Consider the following 22908-nt stretch of genomic DNA (forward strand, 5'->3'; position numbering starts at 1 on the left):
AATACTTAGTGAATAGTGTGTTTATCTGTTATAAGTACATTCATTTTACTTTGATTTTTTCGAGTTACGCTATGCTTCCATCACAAGTAAAGGTGGCCCACTATGCATACTCACAACAGAGATCATCTGGCAAACAGGTGATATGTTGCATGGGACCGTTGAACATTGCTCGCTTAGTGAGCGGTTGGCAGGTAGATGGAGGGATTTTGACAACGAGTATGGAGTACGTGTATTACGGATCAATAAAGTCGAGTAACTATAGATTTTGCGATCTTGATGAGAGTTTAATAATTCACATCTGAAAGGAAAATGATGAAGTCAGTAGAGATAATTAACTCTTGTGTGAATAATAATGTGATTACCTCTATGGACGCAATTGCGTAATTGAAGGTTTTTTACAGATTGACCAGTTGGTATAGCGGAGTCGGCAGGTAAGCAAAATCCCCGATTCTGATATCTGTTTACCAGCCGGAGAATATCAATATGGCAACACAACCGACCTTACTGGAAGATCAGTTTATCGATATGAAATTTATCACCACCCTCACGGAGATGACGGATAAATGGTTTTATAAGCTGATTCAGGATGGCGATTTTCCTGCGCCCGTTAAATTTGGCCGGAGTTCTCGTTGGCTAAAGAGTGAAGTTGAGGCTTGGTTACAAGAGAGCATTGCCAAATCCCGTAAGCAACGCTAACCCTCCTTTTTATCCACTAATAACACCTTTTAGTCAGCTATCACCATTATCCGCGTCAGCGGCGGTTTTCTGCTGCCTGAAATCCAGCATTGAAGGAATACAACGATGAAAAAGCCTCCATTACTTAACCATTATCAAACCTGGCTTGATGATTTTATTCGAATAAATTTGTGGCATGGCTTGTGTCAGCAGAAAATAGAGCACTGGCACAAGTTGACGATTACGTCAGGCCAACAAGAAGATGGCAGCACATCCATTATTGTCATTCCACAGTGTCTGCTCCAGGTTATACGCACGGAGCAGGTAGTAGATTGCAATATTATTCCCCAACTGATTAAGCATATTGATTACCCCTTGCTTCCAGGTGTGCTATTCAGTGAATGTTGCCGGTTGGGAAAAAGAAAGCTGGCAGAACAATTAAAAATGCTATTCCGATTGCATACGCAACCGGAGATGCGTCATGCCCTAATACTGCTGTGTTGGTGTGATCTCACCACGGGTAGCGATTTGGATGAATGGTATTCACTACACTTGCCTAATGCTGACGAGTTAAAACAGTGGGTATCGGCACGACAAAAAGCTTACCGAGGGCTGGCAACGCTGACGAAGGATTACATTGATGCTACCCGGCCATTGTGAAGGTGGGCTATGCGTATAGAAAAATGCTACATCGCACAGAGGAATACCGGTGAAATCGTGGCAGCCCGTCAGGTCGATTCTGCTGACGATGAGTGGTGCTGCCATCACTGCCAGTGTCCGTTGGTATTTCATCCTGCAACGGTAATGTCGCCTGCATGGTTTGAGCATGTCATTACTACTGGTGATCCCGAAGCGCTATTACATTGCGCTTACCTTATCTCAAAGGATCAAACGTCCTCCAATATGAAGCAACTGCAAAGGCTCATTGCACCGCTACCACCCGTTCAGCGGGTTACCCACTGGCGATGCCCAATGTGTGGTAGCCACTACCAGGGAAAGAAACAATGCTCACGGTGCAAGACAGGCATTTACAGCCAGGAAATATAATTGCCTGAAAGACTGAAACGCAGGCTCTACAGAAGCTCCCCAAATATAACACGTACCGAATCGTCTTCAGGCGTTTTGGTACGTTAACAGGCCATAGTATGAGCAGGATAACTTCGGAGTAAAAATTAACCTGATTTTTCCAGGTAACACCGTATGCCACAGGTAACTATCCGGCGTGGTCGATGACGGATTGGTATTATTAACCAACTGATATTATTAATTAAACTATCTGCCCATCTGATTATCAGGCAGGTAGTCATTCACATGCAAGTGTGATCCTTCTTACTCCTACTTCAGCAGTATCTCCACACATTACTTAACTCATTTCTTAGCCCACTACGGGTAAGGCTATGCCCTGCCTGTAGCAATCTTATAAGTGAAAACCATGATAAATAGCATTCGTATCGATCAGCGCCATGCGCCGTTTAACGAGTCTTATCTGCAACGTATGATTAACGTGATAAATAACGCAATAACCGAGCATCCGCGCACCCTGGCAATACGGGTAGATTTGCGCCTGCCAGACGATGAATTCAATGCACGCCAGGGCTTGATGTCCCGTTTCATTGAATCACTGGCTGCAAAGATTGAAGCGCGATATCGAAGTAAGCAGAAGCAAGGGAAACGGACCTATCCCTGTCAGTTGCGTCATGCCTGGGTACGCGAAGTTGGAGAGGAAAATCAGAAGTCGCATTACCATGTCATCTTATTCGTCAACAAAGACACTTTCAGTAGCCTGGGGAGGTATGACGAAAGCGGAACGGGGTTAGCGTCGTTGATACAGTCTGCATGGCTGAGTGGGTTAGGCCAGAGTAACCGACCTGACTATCGGACACTGGTACACTTCCCTGAAAACCCGCTCTATTATCTGGATATCAACGCTGAAGATTATCGAACGGTCTATGGAAAACTGACGTTCCGAGTGAGCTACTTCGCCAAAGAACGAACCAAATCGTATTGCAGGGAAGAACGGTCGTTTGGGTGTAGTCAGCGTTGATGCAGAAGAAACATTACTGTCTCCTGATCCTACCCATCAACAACGTCTCAGTCAGGCCTGACGGCAGTTTCCCTGCCAGACCAGCGTAAAGCGCATCTGATTATTCCCACCAGGCTAATGCAGCAATCAGGGATATCACGTATTGAGGCTGGTAGCAGAGCTATTCTGCCAGTAAAAATACTCATCATCTTCGCCGATACCCTATGTTGAACGGTATTCTCATCAGCGAATGTGACCGACTGCATCTGGAGGTATTGAGTGACAGCCTTCAGATGCTATTTGATCGGGAAAATGAACCCGGCATTCAGGAGGCCCTGACGCTGCTGTGCTGGTCTGAGCGACTTAACGGCCTGTTTTTTCGGGAATGGGCATCGCTGACTAATAAAACCGACAGACAGGTTCAGGTGTGGATTAACCCCCGTCGGAAGACTCAACCAACCCTTTTGGCGATGATTGATGAATACGTTTTCTTCACCTGCTTTGGTTACTGGAGAAATTATTATCCTACTTGATATTAATGAATTTATGAGTAACCACGCATCATTCATCGGTCACATCTTTCAAATAGACTACAGTCTCATACCCCTAACGCAAACTTTCAGCATAACTGCGCATTCTGCGCAACTTCTTGCTCACTTTCTGGTGGAAATCACTTTTTGCGCAATGGATGCCGTTTTTTCGCGAGGTCTGCGCAACTTCTTGCTCAAATTTGGCTTAGGGAAAATTTGAGTTAAGGAAATAAATAGCAAAAACAATCAGATAAAAACTGGCATGTGAATTGCTATGCAGAATGTGAAGTTACTCATCACGTTCAACAACAAGGAGCAAGACTATGCCAACTCCATGCTATATCAGCATCGAAGGGAAAACTCAGGGCAATATCACCGCAGGGGCGTTCACCTCTGATTCTGTCGGCAACATCTATGTGGAAGGCCACGAAGATGAAATGCTGGTACAGGAATTCAAACACATCGTCACCGTACCAACCGACCCGCAGTCGGGTCAGCCATCCGGCCAGCGTGTACACAAACCGTTCAAGTTCACCGTCGCACTGAACAAAGCGGTTCCGTTGATGTACAACTCACTGGCCTCCGGTGAAATGCTGCCGACCGTGACCCTGAAGTGGTATCGCACCTCGGTTGAAGGTAAGCAGGAGCACTTCTTCTCTACCGTGCTGACCGATGCCACCATCGTTGACATCGACTGCAAAATGCCACACTGCCAGGATCCGTCAAAACTGGACTACACCCAGTTAATCGAAGTCTCGCTGGCCTACCGCAAAATCGACTGGGAACACACCGTTGCCGGAACCTCGGGTTCTGATGACTGGCGTGCGCCGGTCGAAGCGTAATCCTGCTGTATTCAACCCGGCCTGTGTGCCGGGTTTTCCGCGTGTACTGCCCTGAGGTCTGACTCTCCAGACCTGAGTGCAGACAGCACGGTCTTCATCACGGGAAGCGAGGGAATAAACGTGGCAAACAGTACAGGATTACAGTTCACGGTAAAGGTCGGTGCCTTGCCCGCCTCGACCTTTGCCGTGGTGGATTTTCAGCTCAGCGAGGCACTAAACCAGCCGTTTGCCCTGTCGCTGAATCTGGCGAGTGCCTTGCCGGATGTCGATTTTGGTACGGTACTTGACCAGCCCTGTGAGCTGCTGGTGTGGTATGAAGGCGAACTGAAGCGCCGTGTCAGCGGCATTGTCAGTGCGTTCGCGCAGGGCGACACCGGCTTTCGCCGAACCCGCTATCAGGCAGAGGTTCGCCCGGCACTGTGGCGGATGGGGCTGCGTACCAATGCCCGCATCTTTCAGGCGCAAAAGCCGGAGTCCATTATCGGTACGTTGCTGGAAGAGTCCGGCATTACCGATTATGCCTTTGCATTACGTCACGACCACGCGCCACGTGAATACTGCGTACAGTATCGTGAAAGTGATTTGGCGTTTGTCACCCGACTGGCGGCAGAGGAAGGGCTGTATTTCTTCCACGAGTTTGAGGAAGGTAAACACCGCGTGGTCTTTGCCGATGATGCGGGAGCATTGACCAAAGGCCCGGCGCTGTTCTTCAATCTTGCTACACAGGGCCTAAGCGAAGGCGACTATGTGCGTCGCTTCCGCTACGCCGAAGCTGTCAGCACCGCAGAAGTGGCCCTCAAGGATTACAGCTTCAAAACCCCCGCCTACGGCCTGCTGCACAGCAAGATGGGCGGCGAGCTGGCACATCAGCGTGAAAGCTATCAGCACTATGATTACCCTGGACGCTTCAAGCAAGACCCGAGCGGCAAGGCCTTTACCGGCTATCGGCTGGACGCACTGAGGTCGGGTGCGATGACCGGCTCCGGTGAATCCAATGCCGCGATGCTGATGCCGGGCAGCAGCTTTACCCTCACCGAACACCCCAATCCGGCACTCAACAGCGGCTGGCAACTGGTTGCCATCACCCACAGCGGGCAGCAGCCGCAGGCGCTGGAAGAGGAAAGCGGCGGTGAACCCACCACTTACAGCAACAGCTTCGAGGTTATCAGTGCCAAAAGCACCTGGCGTGCCGACCTGCCGTACAAACCGATGGTCGATGGCCCGCAGATTGCTACCGTGGTCGGCCCCGCCGGTGAGGAAATCTACTGTGACGAATATGGCCGTATCAAACTGCAATTCCCATGGGACAGATATGGTTCCAGCGATGACCAGAGTTCCTGCTGGGTACGAGTCAGTCAGGGCTGGGCCGGTGGTCAGTACGGGCTGATAGCCATCCCGCGTATCGGGCATGAAGTCATCGTCAGCTTCCTCGAAGGTGACCCGGACCAGCCGATTGTCACTGGCAGAACCTTTCATGCCACCAACCCCTCGCCGTATGAGCTACCGTTGCATAAAACACGGATGACCATCAAGAGCAAAACGCACAAAGGGGGCGGATTTAACGAACTGCGTTTTGAAGATGCCGCAAACAACGAAGAAATTTTTATCCATGCACAAAAAGACCAGAATATTCAGGTCAATCATGATGAGACACTCTCTATCGGTAATGATCAGAGAATTGCCGTCGCGCGCGATCGCAAAACCAATATTGGTCAGGATGAAGCCAATACGGTTGGCCGCGACCGCAAAGAGCACATCCGCCAGGACGTCTTCGTCACCATTGATCGTAACGAAGTACGCAACATCGGTAATACGCTGAAGGAAGATATTACCGCCAGCCATCTCGTCACGATTGGTGAGCATGAAAAAGTGGTCATTGAAGGCATACAGTCCATTGAGGCCAGAAGTGGTCAGAGATTGCTGACGACCGAATATATCCTGCAAGGCACAGATCGTATTTTAATTCGCGGCCCGGCAGGCAACATCCTGCTTGATGGCAGTGGTATCACACTGAATGCGCCGAATATTCAACTGAAAGGGAATGTCAGCATTACGTCTCCCTCTGGCGACCAAATTCAGGCCATTGAAGCGGCGATCAATCAAGGAACACCACTGGTTGAAGAGTGCCCCCTTAAAGAGGGCAAAGAATGAGCTTCTATCAACAACTGGAGAAAGCCGGACTTCCTATTCGTAATAACCGCACTCGCCTCTATGTGCTCACTGAAACCCGCGCTGAACGAAACCTGCTGGCGCGGCTGGAGTTTCACGAGGTGGTCCATTATCCGTTATGGCACCTGGATGCACAGGCAGGGCTTGAGCCATACACACCGTGGCTTTGTGTGCCAGAGCCTGACAGCGACTTTGATCTGTGGCTGGGCAAGGCGTTTGAGACGATGCCCATGATTGTGCTATTTGCCCGCATGTCACCGGATGAGGTGCGGCGACATCTGAAGCATTTCAGTAAGTTTGTGGAGGGAACACGGCGGTTTATTTTGCGTCTGGGCACCCCGTCAGCCCTGCAACTTTATATTGCTTCCATTGCCCATACGTCTTCCGCCGTATCACGTTTTTTCGCCGATGGTGAGATTGAGGAGATGTATTTCCACGACCCACAGGCATCACTGTCACGGCGTGTACAACCCCTGTTTGAGCAACAGCGCCATGAAGAAGCCGAGTGCGATGGCTGTCTGGTCTGGCTCGATCTTCCCGTTGATCAGGAGGCCAGATGATGCTGAATGCTATCGATCTCGACAGCATGGCGCGTGTTGCCAGAAAGCAGTCGGATATCCGGTTATCACGCTACTTGTGCGATACACTGGCTCCGCTGTTACCCCGTCTGCCCAGCACGCCACAATACATGCCTGTTTTTGTGGAAGCCGCCGGTAAAGAAGCGATAGCGGCAGGATATAGCGATGGACGTCAATACAACACACACGTTACCCTGAGCCTGCTGCTGGGTCTGGGATGGCAGAATGATATCCATCAAGCCACCCTCAATCCGATTTTGACGGCGGCGGGACTCCCTGAACCGACTCGGCTGAATCTGGCTGTTAACACCGCCATTACACTGAGGCAACAAACTGAACGTGTTATGCCGCAGGCGCATCAGATTTTTATCACGTTATTGTCGATCAATCCTGGCGCATTACAGGCAGAAAATATCTGGCGAGCCTTTGAGCAATCCGCACTGCTGTACGGTATCAATACGCCTCAGCGGATACAGGCCTTGTTTGAAACCTATGAAGCAGATGCGCTGCGCCAACTGGCATTGCCCCCCGTCAAGCGCCGGACATATTCAGCTTATGAGCAGCTCGGCATACGCCAGATGACGGGAAATATGCCCCTGCCCAGTGATGACCTACAGCACCTGCAACAGCATCAACTGATTTGTCTGGGCTGCCATGTTTTACTGGCACTGAGCTTTGGACGCTTATTTTACTGCAACCCGTTATTCAGCGGGTTGCATGACGGGTTACGCCGGGACGCGGAGCCGCGCCAGCTCTGCCATTTCTTGCTGCAATTTTTACAACAACATCAGCGTGTGCTCATGGAGGAGACATCCAATGACAACTAACGCCCTCAGTGCCAGTTTTGAACAACTTTCTCAGGATGCAATGGATGGTAATGTACCCAGCCCGGCATCGATTTGCACCGATTGTGCCGGACTCGGTGTACCGTTCTCGATCAATGGCAGCAACGGGCCACGGGACGCGGATCAATGGCTGGGTATCCCCTCTTATGATGATGCGGCGACGCCAGACTGGTTCATGCAAAATCCCTGGATCACCGATCGTGTCGAAAACTTCCGTAATACCTATCTGCAACGAGTTCTTCACCAACTGGGAGAGCAGCATGGTGATGCTTATCTCGCCGAGCTCCATTCGTTTCAGGCGGCACAAGGGTTGGCGTTCCACTGTCTGGAAGACGACATGGAAACGGAAACCCACGTTACGCCCGCCTTTCTAATAGAAGTAACCCGGGGAGACATCACCGAGCGCCCCACGATCTCGTGTAACCAGACAAACTGTGTCTTTCTGGGGAGCCGTATCTACTTCTGGACATTTACGTCTGCCCGTTATCGAGAAGACCCACTGATGGGCGCGGATGGACAACGCCTGGCTCTGACGCAGTTCGAGTGGACGGTTTCCGGCCTGTTCGACCCGGTGCAGGCCGCACAGGCGTTGGCTCAGCACTATCAGCAGGCTAAAACGTTGAACCAACTCTGGACGCGCGTATTAGCCGTCGCACAGATAGGACTTGGCGTCTTGTCGATTATTCCTGTCGTGGGTGTAGCCAGAGGGCTTTTCGGCCTCTACAAAGGGGTACGGTATACCTTTGCGGCTATTGATGCGGCACTGGCCGCCAACGCCATTGCCAACGGCAGCACGACACTGATCACCGGCGAAGGAATAGACCACGGCGAAGCCCTTTTTGAAAGCCTGGGCAAGGCATTCGATCCGCAAGACGGCAAAGAGCGTGGCCGTCAGGTCTTTATGTTCATCAACCTGGCGATGCTTTCCCCTGCGGCACTGGGCGCGACACGCTGGGTGTTGCGCAAGATTCGGGGGGATGTCCCCGCCAGCGCCCGTTTCGACACCGATGCCATCAGTGAAGAAGAGCGCCGTCGACTAGGGGGGCACACGAGCGGCGAGCCGCTGGCGATTGAACTGCGTGGTCGCAGACCGGCAGGACGCCATGACGAAACCGGTGACATCGAATGGCGAAACAGGCCATCATTAGATACCAATCGCAGCCAGATTGCCCTGACCACGGCGACAGGGAAAGCAAATTATTGTGTGATGAGTAATACGCTGCGTAGCAATCTGACATCGTTGATTATCCAGCGTGGTAGTAGCCTGAAAGTCATAGGCCGTGTCTGTAAAGTGGTCGGTGATGCGGGTGAAGAGGCCTTTGCCGCTGCCATGGTGGAAAAGATGGGTTTCAACGCTGAACGCATCCTCGGCTACAGTAACAAAGCCGGAGTGCCCAGTCGTTTCGGACTGACGAACAAGAGCGGCCACGGCCTGGATATGCTGGTCTGGGTGCCGCCGCCGCCGTCGCTGACCGTGCGGGCACCGACAACCAACACCATGCGCCACAGCATGGATGGGGCAAACGGTACTCCCGCCACGACCCAGACGCTAACCTTCAAGGAAGACACGTTGCTGGTGATTGAAACCAAAACGACATTGGGTTTGACTAAGACGCCGGGATTTAATAAGACTCAGTCAACTGGAGCAGATAAACTCAATGATCTCCAGAAAAAGATCAGAAACCGAAGGCAAGGATGGACTGAGGAAAAAATGCTGGAAGTTGACCCAAATGTGCAGGATAAGCTAGACGCTATTAATGACGCGACTAAATTAAGTGCCATTAAGTATCTGCATGCACAAATATTCTTTGATAGTAAAGGGAAATTAAATAGTCTTGTTGGCTCAGGGTCCGGTATTCAACTTAATATTTGGTGATAGATCATGACTAGTAATACCAAAAGCAGACTGGATAAGTCATTAAAAAGTGTCAAACAATGGGCACAGGAAAGTTCACCAGTAAGAGGACATCGGCTCACCGCTTATTTATCTGGTGAAGGAAAATTAATTCTTGCTAATACTGACCTATTTGATTACGGGATGTCGAAGGTCGATCAAAGCTTACTCGCCGCAATAGACGGGGCTCACAGTGATGCCAATAAACATATGGCCCACGCATTTACGCGGATGATCCTAGCCAATATGTTTGATATTCGTGAAATGAAAGGCACCGACAGACGAATCGCAGGAAATTTGGATACCGAAACACACTTGATGCTCGGGGCAATTGCGACTGGACGACCTGAGTTAGTGCAACTCCACTATCAGACAGTATTTGATGGTGTTGATGGAGGTTATGGCGTTCATGATGGACACAATCTCCCACTCGGCACTACTTTGCGCTACGCTGCTTTCGGCCTGACCATTATTGGTGATTGGTTAGGTAAACCGCTGGACTTGGACAAGCACGCCTTACCCCGCGACCCCGCCTGGGGCCAGTTGGTGGCACATTGGCGTGAACCAGACCCAGAAAAATTTCTACCTGTTTTACTCACCGCTTGTGATACCCATATTGAACGCATTGCCTTGACTGAACGTGAAGACGATACCGGGCAATTTGAATTTGGTTCCGTATTCCTCGCCGTCCACCCCACAGAGATCCTGGCTGTATTGCGTCTGCGCGAAATCATAGGGTTGACGAACCCAGCTCACATCGACCATCCACTGATGCAGACACCTTATGCCGCGATTACCTGCCAGCCCGGAGAAGTGACTGAGCGCGATGAGTTGCTTGACCGCTTTCTTGAAGTGGTACGTCAGCGTGATCCGCAGGTGCTGCCGCCGGGCCTATAAGAGAGCGAACCGCTACCATGCAAATCCCAACGTGGGAACAATTCTCTGCTGTGTTCGCCGCTTCCGGCGGCGAGCAGGCACAGGCTGTGCGAAAGGCATTGCTCCAGCAATACAACGAATTCGATGACGACCCGGCTGCATCATCCGTAGACAACTACGTGAATGCCTTGATCGCAATCTATGGTTACTTTCTGGATTATAAAGAAGGCACGTTCAGTATTGTCGAGTGGCTGGAAGAAAAGCTGGGGGATACCTTCACCGCCGAATTTGATTACGACAACGATACGGTGAAAGTGCGCTTTGGCGACAGGGTGATTGTACTATCTCATCACTCAATGGGAACGGGTGAGTTCGAGCAGGATTTGGTAAAGCTCGAACGACTGATGAAAGATCGATATCACTTCCTCTACCGACGCCCAGAAGAAGGTGTTGTCAATGACACCGAAGAGTGGCTGCTGGTGCCCACAGAGCATTTGCAACGGGCCGTACAGCGTTACGGGCAGGCGCAGGTATCAGCCTATTTCAGACGCAGCGCCAACAGAGAGAGTATATGGGACGAACTTTACCGCTGTAAGACCAGAATATTTTTGTGGCTGGTGCTACCCGTAATAGTCGTTTTCTCTCTCTACGTGGTATGGGGAACGCTCAAAAGCGATACGCCACCACCACAGCCGAAGGGATGTGAGAATGTAGACAGGGCTTACAGCGATCAGTCAGAACAGGTAGCAGCTATCATGAAATACCAGATGCGCAAGAAACTCGGTTGCGACAGTAGATAAAATTGACGGTGCTCTGTACCGAAGGAGAAAGTCTATGTCAGGACGTGGTGCCATTCGCCTAGGGGATGCCCATTCAGGTGGAGGAAAAATGATTGAAGCCAGTGGCTTTCCTGTTAATGGCATACCGCAGTGTCTGCTTGGCGATAACGCGGTATGTCCCACCCACAAGGGAACGTTTCCGCTGGTTTCAGGCGGTGATGGTTCTGCGGTTCATAATGGACGCCCCATGATATTTGAGCCAGGGAAACTGGCCTGTGGCTGTAGCGTGTCATCATCATGTGCAGGGAATTACAACCGTAAATAGCCTACTGGTAGCCTTATAAAAACAGATAATATTTCAGATATTCCGGGTGTATAGGGAATTAGCTGAGGACACACTGCTGAAATCACAGAGTACAGCCAGAACTATTTTGGAGTAATGTCAGAGCCAGAATTTTGGCGCTGTATTCTTCCGGGAATTTTGGCCCATGGCGCATCCTTAGTTTTCGGATTGACTTGCCACTGTAATAGCTCAGTGATATCCCGCTCGCCCTCAGCTTCTTTTATACGGCGCTGTTGCTCGGCAAACTGTTCATATTCAGCCTGAGCCTTGTCATCTGCCATTTTCTTGCCGATCGTACCTGTACCTTTTAAGACATCACGATCGTTGAATTGCAGAAATTGATCTAATTTTTCCTGCCAGTCGCGTAGAAATACCTGCTGACGGCGTCTGGCCTGATCTTCAGCAAAATCCAGCCACATATTGACCACACGGTTCAGTTCATCAACTTCGCTTTGATTGAGATAATTTTTAGCTACAGTGACATCCTCTTTACGCACTTCGCCACCTTTGAAGCTGGTCAACCCCATATTCGGTAAACTGGCATCGGCATGTTGGTGAATAAGCTCCGCAGCCGTTTTTCCAGTACAGGCAAGATGCAGCTTATTCTGAATAGTCTGGAAAAAGAGCGTTGTCTCTTTCAGTGAGGGTTGATTATCCGCTGCAAGAGCAAAGATTTCCCGTACCCGTAAATAGACGCGCCGTTCACTGGCCCGAATATCGCGGATGCGTTCCAGCATTTCGCCAAAGTAATCGGGCACTACTGACTGGCCGACGGGTGGATTTTTCAGTCGGTCATCGTCCATAACAAAACCTTTAATCAGGTATTCCTGCAAGGTTTGTGTGGCTCACTGACGGCACTGTGTACCTATAGTGGACCGGACGCGATAGCCCAACGCGGGTATAATACTACGTTAACATATTGAATTTTATAATTTTTTAATCACTGGCAGTTGTTCGGTAAAACCGAACAACTGCCTCTTCATCCAGTCAATATTCTGCAAAAATATTTTTGATATGCTCGCTAGTGGTCACTTGGCTTTCCCATATAACTCACCAATCATCGTCTAAAATGCCTAGCAGAAATAGAGACTGCAAACACCTCACTAACACAGACTCGTAAAGCCTTGCCGCTAGCAAGGAGCTCTTATCAAACGTACAATCAAAACCCTAAAATAGCCCTTTTCGAAAAAGAATTGCTCATAACAGGATTTATAGTGAATAAACAGCAACTTGCGGCAAAAATCTGGGAATCAGCCAACCAGATGCGTTCTAAAATTGAGGCCAACGAATACAAAGATTACATACTCGGCTTTATCTTCTACAAGTACCTAAGCGACCAGTTGGTACAGTTTGTCACCAGACAGGGTATGACACCCGAAGACATCAAAGCCCTCGATGAAGTAGACGCCGACACCGTTAAATACGTGCAAGACAACCTGGGCTACTTTATAGCCTACGATAATCTGTTTTCTACATGGATTGATCCCACATCCGAATTTGATGAATCGAACGTGCGTGATGCGCTCTCAGCCTTTAGCCGTTTGATTTCACCAACATACAAAAAACTGTTTGAAGGCATTTTTACCACCCTAGAAACAGGTTTAAGTAAACTGGGTGAAAGTGCGGGCAAACGCACCAAAGCCATCAGCGATTTATTGCACCTGATCAAAAGCATTCCCATGAATAGTAATCAGGGGTATGACGTGCTGGGCTACATTTACGAATACCTGATTGAAAAATTTGCCGCCAATGCGGGTAAAAAAGCCGGTGAGTTCTACACGCCTCATGAAGTCTCGGTACTGATGTCGAATATTATCGCCCATGAGTTAAAACACAAAGATACCATCAAGATTTACGACCCTACTTCCGGCTCAGGTTCATTGCTGATCAATATCGGTGAGGCGGTCGAGAAATACGCTAAAAATAAAAACAGCATCACCTATTTCGCTCAAGAGTTAAAAGCCAACACCTACAACCTAACTCGTATGAACCTCATCATGCGTGGTATTAAAGCCAGCAACATTAAAACCCGTAATGGCGATACCTTAGAGGACGATTGGCCGTATTTTGATGAAAGCGATCCACAAGGCTCTTACTACGCCTTGCATGTCGATGCCGTGGTGTCCAACCCGCCTTACTCACAAAACTGGGACCCCAGCTTTAAAGAGAGCGATCCACGCTATTCACGTTTTGGCTTAGCCCCTAAAACCAAAGCCGATTTTGCTTTTTTGCTGCACGATCTCTACCACCTAAAACCCGATGGTATTATGGCTATTGTACTACCCCATGGGGTCTTATTCCGTGGTGGTGAAGAAGGTGAAATTCGCAAGCAACTTATTGAGCAGAATCACATTGATACTGTTATCGGACTACCGGCCAATATCTTTTTTGGCACCGGCATTCCCACGGTGATTTTGATCCTCAAACAAAAACGTCAAAACACCGATGTATTGGTGGTCGATGCCTCCAAGCATTTTATGAAAGAAGGCAAAAGCAACAAACTGCAAGCCAGTGATATCAAGCGTATTACCGATGCGGTGATTAACCGCGAAAGTATCGACAAGTTCTCGCAACTGGTAAGCAAACAAGCCCTGGTCGACAACGGCTACAACCTCAACATACCGCGCTATGTGGATTCCTCTGCGGCGACACCAAGCTGGGATTTACACGCCACCATGCTCGGCGGCATCCCCAACAGCGAAATTGCCGAGCTACACAACTATTGGCAAGCTTTCCCGCAATTACACGGCACTCTGTTTACGCCAAAATCCGCCGCTTACAGTGATCTGGCCATTGCCAAACAAGACGTTAACGCCAGCATTAGTGCGCACCCGCAAGTAGTAGGGTTTATCAGCGCCTACAATCAAGCCTTTAATGGCTTTGATGACCACCTGAACCCCCAGTTAATACAAAACTGGCAAAGCGTAAAACGTAACCAACAAGAAGCGGAATTAAGTGCCGAACTATTTACTCGTTTAGCTCCCATTGCCTTAATCGACAAATACCAGGCTTTCCAATTTCTGAACAACCAATGGCAAATCATCAGCGCCGATTTAGAAATGATGCAGACAGAGGGCTTTGCCGCCACCAGACAAGTTGACCCTAATATCGTCATCAAGAAGAAAGACGGTAAAGATACCGAAGTGCAAGACGGCTGGAAAGGCCACATATTGCCGTTTGATTTAGTGCAACAAACTTACTTAAGTGATGACTTACAAGCCCTGGCAGCTAAAGAAACCCGACTAGCAGAAATCGCCAGCACGCTAGAAGAAATTTTAGAATCCCTAACCGAAGAAGAAAAAGAACACGATACCGTCAAAGATAGCAAAGACGGCTTTGCCAATGCCGAATTAAGCAAGGCTGCTAAAGCCTTCTTGAAAGAACAAAAAGACAGCAAAGTTAAATTCGCAGAAGAAAGCTATGAAGCCAAAATCATTCGCGCAAACAAATTAATCGATGAAGAAAAAGCCCTGAAAAAAACGGTCAAAGATGCCGCCACTGCCCTGCATTTAAAAACCAAAACGACCATCGAAGCATTAACCGATGAACAAGTGAACAACTTGCTGCACCTTAAATGGATTGCGCCATTAAGCACCGAACTCGCTACTATGCCTAGCACCGTGATTACCCAGCTCACCAGCCAAGTGCAAACCCTTGCCGATAAATACGTCGTCACTTACTCTCAAGTGGCGAATGACATTAAAACTACCGAGCGAGAGCTGGCGGTGATGATGGGAGAACTCAAGGGTAATGAGTTTGATATGCAGGGCTTGGCAGAACTCACTAACTTATTGAAGGGCGAATAAGATGAGTGTGGAGAAGAAAGTGCCAGAAATTCGCTTTGAAGAGTTTCATGAGGATTGGAATCAACGAAAACTGGATACAATTTTCGGTAAAATACGCAATGCCTTTGTTGGAACTGCAACGCCTTATTATGTAAAAAAAGGGCATTTTTATCTTGAGTCTAATAATGTCAAAGATGGCAAAATAAACAGAAAAAATGAAATTTTTATTAATGATGAGTTTTACTATAAGCAATCTGACAAATGGCTTCGTGAGGGAGACATAGTCATGGTTCAGTCGGGCCATGTCGGTCATACTGCCGTAATACCCCCTGAGCTAAATAATATCGCAGCGCATGCATTGATTATGTTTACTGATCCTAAAGAAGAGATTAGTTCTCATTTCCTAAACTTTCAATTTCAAATTGATAAAGTAAAAACAAAGTTATCTGAAATCACAACTGGTAATACGATAAAACATATCCTTTCTTCTGAAATGAAAGAATTTGAAATGTTTTTCAGTGATTATGAAGAACAAATCCAGATCGGCAACTACTTCCAAAAGCTAGACGCGCTGATCAACCAACACCAACAAAAGCATGACAAGCTCAGCAACATTAAAAAAGCCATGCTGGAAAAGATGTTTCCCAAACAAGGCGAAATTATACCAGAAATCCGCTTTAAGGGGTTTAGTGCGGAGTGGGAGGAGATGAAGCTAAGTAAGATTTCTGACAAGATTACTGAAAAAAACACTTCAGGAATTTATTCTGAAACTTTTACCAATTCCGCTGAATTTGGAATAATCAGTCAGCGAGATTACTTTGATAAAGATATTTCAAATTCTAATAACATAGGTGGTTACTACGTAGTTCAGCCAGAGGACTTTGTCTACAACCCCAGAATATCAACACTCGCTCCTTGCGGCCCTATCAATAGAAATACACTGGGTAGAGCAGGTGTAATGTCGCCACTTTATACTGTCTTTAGAACAAAAAACGTTAATAGCATTTTTATTGAGTATTTTTTCCAGACTAAACTTTGGCACGCTTTCATGTTTCTTAATGGTGATACTGGAGCCAGGGCCGATAGGTTTTCGATTAAGGACTCAGTATTTTTTGAGTTACCATTGGTTCTGCCTACTGTTAACGAGCAAGTCGTTATCGGTAACTACTTCCAAAAACTCGATAACTTGATCAACCAACACCAACAACAAATTACCAAACTCAATAACATCAAGCAGGCCTGCTTAAGTAAAATGTTTGTCTAACAGGGAGCGCCATTATGACCACCTTTAAAACCGAAACGCAATTTGAGCAGGCCTTTATTGAGGTACTCACCAACAAGGGTTGGGAGCCGGAGATACTCAAAAATAAAAGCGAAGCGGATTTGCTGCAAAACTGGGCAAACATTTTGTTTGAAAACAATCGCCAGCGGGATCGCTTAAACGATGTGCCGCTTACCACGACCGAAATGCAGCAAATTATTGAGCAAATCAAAGAACTTAAAACCCCGCTCAAGCTGAATGGTTTAATTAACGGCAAAACCGTGGCGATTAAGCGCGATAACCCTGCCGATACCTTGCATATAGGCAAAGAAGTCAGCTTAAAAATATACGACCGCCAGGAAATCGCCGCCGGTCAAAGCCGTTACCAAATTGTGCAGCAACCCAAATTTGAACGCGGCAGCCCTTTGCGTAACGACCGACGCGGTGATGTGCTGCTACTGATTAACGGTATGCCGGTTATCCATGTAGAACTAAAGCGCAGCGGTATACCAGTTAGCCAGGCAGTAAATCAAATCGAAAAGTACAGCAAAGAGGGCGTATTTAGCGATCTATTTTCGCTCATCCAGGTGTTTGTAGCTATGGAGCCAAACGAGGCCAAATACTTTGCCAACCCTGGACTAGACGGCAAGTTTAATCCCGACTATCAGTTCAACTGGGCCGATTTTAATAACGAGCCCATGAACCACTGGAAAGACATCGCCTCTACCTTGCTTTCTATCCCCATGGCGCACCAGTTAATAGGTTTTTATACCGTTGCCGACGATACCGATGGTGTGCTTAAAGTGATGCGCAGTTATCAGTATTACGCCGCCAATGCGATATCTGACAAAGTGGCCAAAACCAACTGGCAGCAACTGGGTAACGCGGTCAATAATCCCGATCGCCTCGGGGGATATGTGTGGCATACCACGGGTTCGGGTAAAACCATGACCAGCTTTAAATCGGCACAGTTGATTGCACAATCCAAAGATGCCGATAAAGTCATTTTTTTAATGGACAGGATTGAGCTAGGTACTCAGTCGCTGACGGAATATCGCAATTTTGCGGGCGATGGCGAAGACGTTCAAGCCACCGAAAATACTCACGTACTTATTACCAAATTAAAAAGCACCGATCCCGCCGATACCTTAATTGTTAGCTCCATTCAAAAAATGAGTAATATTTTTGAAGCAGTAAATGATGAAGGCGTAGCCACCAACGCTGGAGATATTGAAAAAATTCGCGCTAAGCGTTTGGTGTTTATTGTCGATGAGGCGCATCGCTCTACCTTTGGCGACATGCTGATTATTATTAAACGTACCTTTCCGCGAGCCTTATTTTTTGGGTTTACCGGTACACCAATTCAAGAAGAAAACGAAAAAAACGGCAATACCACCAGTACCGTATTTGGCAACGAGCTACACCGTTATAGCATCGCCGATGGCATACGCGATGGCAACGTGCTGGGTTTCGATCCTTATAAAATACCCACCTTTAAAGACAGTGACTTAAGACAAGCTGTAGCGTTAGAGCAAGCCAAAGCTGGCTCGGTGATGGAGGCCATGGATAACCCAGCCAAAAAGAAAAAATTTAACCACTTTATGAATGATATGCCTATGGCTGGCCATAAAGATGCCACTGGCAAATACCACAAAGGCATTGAAGACTATGTGCCTAAAAGCCAATATTTAAGCGAAACCCACCAGACCAAGGTGGTGGAAGATATTCTGCATAAATGGGATGTGCTCAGCCAAGGCAATAAATTCCACGCCATTTTGGCCACTAATAGCATTGCCGAAGCCATTGACTATTACCGTCATTTAAAAGCCACCAAACCTGAACTTAAAGTATCGGCCCTGTTTGATCCGAACATTGATAACGACGGCAGTGGCGACCGTGGCCCCACCTTTAAAGGCGATGGCCTGGAAGAAATTATGGCCGACTATAACGCGCGTTATGGCCAGGATTTTGATTTTGCCCGCCATGCAGCCTTTAAAAAAGATTTAGCGGCACGCCTCGCCCATAAAAAACCCTACGAACGCATTCATACCGAGCCTTCAAAGCAATTAGATTTACTGATTGTTGTAGATCAAATGCTCACTGGCTTTGACTCTAAATGGCTTAATACCTTGTATTTAGACAAGGTGATTAGATACCAAAACATTATTCAAGCATTCTCACGCACCAATCGCTTGTTTGGTCCCGACAAACCCCACGGCATTATCCGGTATTATCGCTATCCGCACACCATGGAGCAGCACATTAACGCTGCGGTAAAACTCTATTCCGGCGACAAACCTATCGGCCTCTTCGTAGATAAGTTAGAAAGCAATCTTAAAGCCATAAATGAATTAGTGGCTGAAATTACCGAGCTGTTTGTCAGCGCAGGTGTTGAGAACTTTGAAAAACTGCCAGAAGATATAGAAGACAGTGCCCAATTCGCCAAATTATTTAACACCTTTAGCCAGCATCTCGAAGCGGCTAAAGTACAAGGTTTACATTGGGAACAGTCGGTCTATTCCTTTACTGAAAATGATGTAGAACATGAGGTAATACTGGCTATAGACGAACAAACTTACCTGAGCCTAGCCCTGCGCTATAAAGAATTGGTAGGCAAAGGTGATGGCGGTAGCGCAGGTGGCGGCGATGTGCCTTTTGATATCAGTGGCTATTTAACTGAAATAGATACTGGAAAAATCGATGCCGACTATATGAACAGCCGCTTTGATAAATTTTTAAAAGAGCTGAACAAACATCAAGACTCTGCGAGCATTGAAACCACCTTAAATGAGCTGCACAAGTCGTTTGCATCGCTCACCCAAAGCGAGCAAAAGTACGCCAAGCTCTTCTTGCACGACTTGCAGCGCGGCGATGCGCAGTTACTTGAAGGCTATACTTTTAGAGACTACATCAACACCTACAAAGATAATGCTGAAAATGCACAATTAAACGCCGTTGTTAATGCTCTTGGTTTAGATAAAGGACTCCTCATAGCATTAATGGCTGATAGTGTTAATGATAAGAATCTCAACGACTTTGGTCGCTTCGACTCATTAAAAGAATCGGTAGATAAGGCAAAAGCCAAGGTCTATTTTGAAAAACGAGACGGCGTAACCATACCTCTTTTTAAACTGAATATTCGCATTGAGCAGTTTTTAAAGCGGTTTATTTTGGCACAAACAGATGATTTTTTGGGTGATAGTGATGTTGTTGATGAAGTGATGTAATGGACGTGCATCCCTCAGCGTAAGTCCTGCCACACTTATGCTGAGTGTTCTTTTTTCAGAGGAACTGCACCATGAACTCGATAAAAGTCATTAGTATCGGTCTGGCTAAATCTGTCTTTCAGATCTGCGTCTACCGGAAAACAAATACTACTGTAAGCACACCCGTTTTAGTTCCACGCACTTTTTGAGATTTCCGGTTTTTCTGCCATCAGCCTGTACTCTTCCGGCGTCAGGTTATTCAGGGATTCATGAGGCCGCTCACTGTTATATTCAGCCAGCCAGCGCTCGGTGATTTCCCTCGCTTCATTCAGGGTCCTGAACAGATAAAAATCCAGGATTTCTGTCCGGTACGTCCGGTTGAATCGCTCGATAAAGGCATTCTGCGTCGGTTTACCCGGCCTGATAAAGTCCAGCATCACCCCGTGTTCTTCCGCCCATTGTGCCAGCGTCAGCGATACCAGTTCTGGCCCGTTATCCATCCGCATCTTCAGCGGATAACCCCGGTTTGCCACGATCCTGTTCAGGACCCTGACCACCCGCTGAGCCGGGATATTCAGGTCAATTTCTATCGCCAGTGCTTCGCGGTTAAAATCATCCACCACGTTGAAGGTCCGGAAACGTCTGCCGCAGACCAGCGCATCATGCATAAAATCGATGGACCAGCTCTGATTGAGCGCCTCCGGCGTGGCCAGTGGCGCAGGATTACGCACCGGCAGACGTTGTTTTCCCTTGCGACGAAAATTCAGTTTAAGCAGGCAGTAAATTCGATGAACACGTTTATGATTCCAGGCATTGCCCTGTCTGCGTAATACCTGAAACAGCTTCTTAAAGCCGTACCGGGGATAACGTTCAGCCACGTCTGTAAGCGCCAGGATCACCGGTTCGTCACGCCGGGTATCGGGCTGATAAAAGTACACCGTCCTGCTCAACGATAATGTCCTGCACGCCTGGCGTAAGCTCATGGCAAATTGTGCTGTCAGATAGCTGACGAGCTCACGCTTTATCGCTGGTTTTAAAGCTTTTTTTCGATAACGTCTTTCAGGGCCCGGCATTCCAGACTGATATCGGCAAACATTTGCTTGAGGCGACGATTCTCGTCCTCAAGATCTTTTATTTTCCGGATATCAGAGGCTTCCATTCCGCCGTACTTTGCTTTCCAGTTGTAGTAGCTGGCTTCAGATATTGCCGCTTCGCGGCAGACGTCCTTAACGGTGCGTCCGGCTTCAACGGACTTCAGAACGGCGATGATCTGGTGTTCGGTAAATCGGGCTTTGCGCATGGTGATCTCCTCCGGGAACATAATCAGTATGTCGGAAGATCTCTAAAAGTGAATGGTTCGGTTAAGCGGGATACTTACACTACCTTCCATCATGATTTCCTTTTAGATTCATTAAATTGCAAAAAAGTCTCTGTCTTTTGACAGAGGCTTTCTGTGACATGAAATTATTGAATGAGACGTATTACTATAAAAGATTGATGATGATTATTTGAATGGATTATTTACTTTTGCGTAATCAAAAGGCGATATAACGTGCTGCCGATTCGCATCCAGGAAATCAGCCCACCACTGCAGCATTAGCCTGCGCTCATCAAGATGCTCGGCTTTGTGAATGTAAGCCGCGCGCACCGAGTTACGTTCCATATGGCTCATCTGGCGCTCCACTGCATCCCTCGACCATAACCCCGATTCAATCAGCGAGCTACAGGCCATCGTTCTGAAACCGTGGCCGCAGACTTCAGTCTTGGTGTCATACCCCATTACTCGCAGCGCCTTATTCACCGTATTTTCACTCATGGGCTTACGCGGATCGTGATCGCCAATAAAGATCAGTTCATGGTTGCCGCTGAATTGCTGTATTTGCTTCAAAATAACCAACGCCTGTCGGGAAAGGGGCACCAAATGCGGAGTACGCATTTTTGAACCACGATGAGAGTGCTTCACACCCTCTATCGGTTTTCTCTCAGGAGGGATAGTCCACATTGAGGTTTCAAAATCGATCTCCGACCAACGGGCAAAGCGCAGTTCGCTGGAGCGGATAAAGATCAATAACGTCAACTCTACCGCCAAACGCGTTAATGGCCTGCCGGTATAGCTATCGATGCGCTGAAGCAGCTCGGGAGTATGCTTTAATTCCAGTGCAGGACGATGCTGCCGATTACTTGATGCCACAGCGCCCGCCATTTCCTGCGCCGGGTTGTAGTCGATTAACCCGCTTTGTACCGCGTAGCGCATTATTGCGGTTGTGCGTTGTTGAAGTCGTGATGCCACTTCAAGACGGCCTGATTGTTCAACCACCTTAATAGGGGCTAACAGGTCTCGCGTTTTGAGTTCGGCAATGTTGCGTTTACCGATAGCAGAGAAGAGGTTATCTTCCAGGCTTTTCAGCACGCGGCAGCTGTGCTCTTCCGACCACTTTTGATTGGTAGCGTGCCACTCTCGGGCTACAAACTCAAAAGTGAATACCGCTTTCGCCTGTTCTTCTTGTACCGCACGTTTTTGCTCACGCGGATCAATGCCCGCAGCAACCAACTTTCTGGCGTCTTCCCGCTTTTGTCTGGCATCAGCCAATGAAACTTCGGGATAGACGCCAAATGCCATCAGGTGCTGTTTGCCACCGAAGCGAAAACGAAAGCGCCAGTATTTTGAGCCATTGGGATGAACTAGCAAAAACATGCCGTCGCCATCAACCAGCGAATACTCTTTTTCCTCGGGTTTAGCAGAACGTACCTTAGTATCTGTCAGGGCCATAATGGTTATCCTTCCATAATCCTGCTGTGAGTATATAAGCAATATCGAACCAGCATATATACTCGGTTCTATACTCACAAGCAGATTGATGTGGGTGGACTCAGATTGACTTCCGTTGACAGAAAATTCGGGTAAAGCCTTGTGTGGCGCGGATTTCAGACATAAAAAAAGACGTCCGTGGACGTCTATTTACATACTGTTGGTGCCGAAGGCCGGACTCGAACCGGCACGTATTTCTACGGTTGATTTTGAATCAACTGCGTCTACCGATTTCGCCACTTCGGCACAGAAGTAGTATGCGGAAAACGGGTGCATTATACCGTTTGACGGCC

18 protein-coding genes, 1 tRNA gene and 1 pseudogene are annotated in these 22908 nt (G+C 47.9%); 16 read left to right on the top strand and 4 right to left on the bottom strand.

Annotation, left to right across the window (positions count from 1 at the left end):
- Positions 1-483 precede the first annotated feature (483 nt).
- The 13 genes from AACH44_RS18210 (at position 484) to AACH44_RS18270 (ending at position 11536) form a co-directional block, all read left to right on the top strand.
- The gene (locus AACH44_RS18210) at positions 484-696 is read left to right on the top strand and encodes a helix-turn-helix transcriptional regulator (protein WP_103162365.1); all 213 of its coding nucleotides are present in this window, start codon (positions 484-486) and stop codon (positions 694-696) included.
- A gap of 105 nt (positions 697-801) precedes the next feature.
- Positions 802-1335: a secretoglobin family protein gene (locus AACH44_RS18215; protein WP_338659386.1), complete on the top strand. Its 534-nt coding sequence runs from the start codon at positions 802-804 to the stop codon at positions 1333-1335.
- A gap of 9 nt (positions 1336-1344) precedes the next feature.
- A complete protein-coding gene (locus AACH44_RS18220; RefSeq protein ID WP_338659387.1) occupies positions 1345-1722 on the top strand; it encodes a putative zinc ribbon protein in 378 nt (125 codons plus the stop codon).
- 385 nt (positions 1723-2107) lie between these two features.
- A complete protein-coding gene (locus AACH44_RS18225; protein WP_338659388.1) occupies positions 2108-2719 on the top strand; it encodes an inovirus Gp2 family protein in 612 nt (203 codons plus the stop codon).
- 203 nt (positions 2720-2922) lie between these two features.
- The gene (locus AACH44_RS18230) at positions 2923-3231 is read left to right on the top strand and encodes a hypothetical protein (RefSeq protein WP_338659389.1); all 309 of its coding nucleotides are present in this window, start codon (positions 2923-2925) and stop codon (positions 3229-3231) included.
- Between the two features lie 320 nt (positions 3232-3551).
- Positions 3552-4070, top strand: coding sequence for an Hcp family type VI secretion system effector (locus AACH44_RS18235; protein ID WP_039317969.1), 519 nt, complete (start codon positions 3552-3554; stop codon positions 4068-4070).
- 120 nt (positions 4071-4190) lie between these two features.
- Complete coding sequence (locus AACH44_RS18240; RefSeq protein ID WP_338659390.1) at positions 4191-6221, top strand: type VI secretion system tip protein VgrG; 2031 nt, start codon at positions 4191-4193, stop codon at positions 6219-6221.
- Positions 6218-6799, top strand: a complete 582-nt coding sequence (locus AACH44_RS18245; protein WP_338659391.1) for a DUF4123 domain-containing protein — start codon at positions 6218-6220, stop codon at positions 6797-6799. Before AACH44_RS18240 ends, AACH44_RS18245 begins: the two co-directional genes overlap by 4 nt.
- Entirely contained in the window at positions 6796-7644 is an 849-nt protein-coding gene (locus AACH44_RS18250) for a hypothetical protein (RefSeq protein ID WP_338659392.1), read from the top strand. The genes AACH44_RS18245 and AACH44_RS18250 overlap by 4 nt, the downstream gene beginning before the upstream one ends.
- The gene (locus AACH44_RS18255) at positions 7634-9538 is read left to right on the top strand and encodes a hypothetical protein (RefSeq protein WP_338659393.1); all 1905 of its coding nucleotides are present in this window, start codon (positions 7634-7636) and stop codon (positions 9536-9538) included. The genes AACH44_RS18250 and AACH44_RS18255 overlap by 11 nt, the downstream gene beginning before the upstream one ends.
- A 6-nt stretch (positions 9539-9544) precedes the next feature.
- Positions 9545-10453 carry a hypothetical protein gene (locus tag AACH44_RS18260; RefSeq protein ID WP_338659394.1) on the top strand — a complete coding sequence of 303 codons (909 nt, stop codon included), beginning with the start codon at positions 9545-9547 and terminating at the stop codon, positions 10451-10453.
- A gap of 17 nt (positions 10454-10470) precedes the next feature.
- The gene (locus AACH44_RS18265) at positions 10471-11232 is read left to right on the top strand and encodes a hypothetical protein (protein ID WP_338659395.1); all 762 of its coding nucleotides are present in this window, start codon (positions 10471-10473) and stop codon (positions 11230-11232) included.
- A gap of 34 nt (positions 11233-11266) precedes the next feature.
- A complete protein-coding gene (locus AACH44_RS18270; RefSeq protein WP_335473790.1) occupies positions 11267-11536 on the top strand; it encodes a PAAR domain-containing protein in 270 nt (89 codons plus the stop codon).
- 179 nt (positions 11537-11715) lie between these two features.
- Here AACH44_RS18270 and rhuM read toward each other — a convergent pair.
- A pseudogene (rhuM, locus tag AACH44_RS18275) lies at positions 11716-12459 on the bottom strand (RhuM family protein); the annotation flags it as partial.
- Between the two features lie 309 nt (positions 12460-12768).
- On the opposite strand from rhuM, the gene AACH44_RS18280 reads away from it, so the two are divergent.
- From AACH44_RS18280 to AACH44_RS18290, 3 genes are read left to right on the top strand one after another with little or no spacing between them, the layout of a single operon-like run.
- On the top strand, positions 12769-15360 hold the full coding sequence (locus tag AACH44_RS18280; RefSeq protein ID WP_338659396.1) for a type I restriction-modification system subunit M: 2592 nt from the start codon (positions 12769-12771) through the stop codon (positions 15358-15360).
- A 1-nt stretch (position 15361) separates the two neighbouring features.
- The gene (locus tag AACH44_RS18285; RefSeq protein WP_338659397.1) at positions 15362-16603 is read left to right on the top strand and encodes a restriction endonuclease subunit S; all 1242 of its coding nucleotides are present in this window, start codon (positions 15362-15364) and stop codon (positions 16601-16603) included.
- Positions 16604-16617: 14 nt separating this feature from the next.
- Complete coding sequence (locus AACH44_RS18290; protein WP_338659398.1) at positions 16618-19827, top strand: type I restriction endonuclease subunit R, EcoR124 family; 3210 nt, start codon at positions 16618-16620, stop codon at positions 19825-19827.
- Between the two features lie 167 nt (positions 19828-19994).
- On the opposite strand, the gene AACH44_RS18295 is transcribed toward AACH44_RS18290, so the two are convergent.
- The 3 genes from AACH44_RS18295 to AACH44_RS18305 form a co-directional block, all read right to left on the bottom strand.
- A protein-coding gene (locus tag AACH44_RS18295; RefSeq protein WP_161529361.1) for an IS3 family transposase occupies positions 19995-21106 on the bottom strand; the annotation gives its coding sequence in 2 pieces (ribosomal slippage) (positions 19995-20845 and positions 20845-21106; 1113 coding nt in all).
- Between the two features lie 204 nt (positions 21107-21310).
- Positions 21311-22576, bottom strand: coding sequence for a tyrosine-type recombinase/integrase (locus AACH44_RS18300; RefSeq protein WP_338659399.1), 1266 nt, complete (start codon positions 22574-22576; stop codon positions 21311-21313).
- Positions 22577-22776: 200 nt separating this feature from the next.
- Positions 22777-22861, bottom strand: a tRNA-Leu gene (locus AACH44_RS18305).
- Between the last annotated feature and the right edge of the window lie 47 nt (positions 22862-22908).

It is taken from the genome of Pectobacterium araliae, assembly GCF_037076465.1.
Taxonomy (GTDB): Bacteria; Pseudomonadota; Gammaproteobacteria; order Enterobacterales; family Enterobacteriaceae; genus Pectobacterium; species Pectobacterium araliae.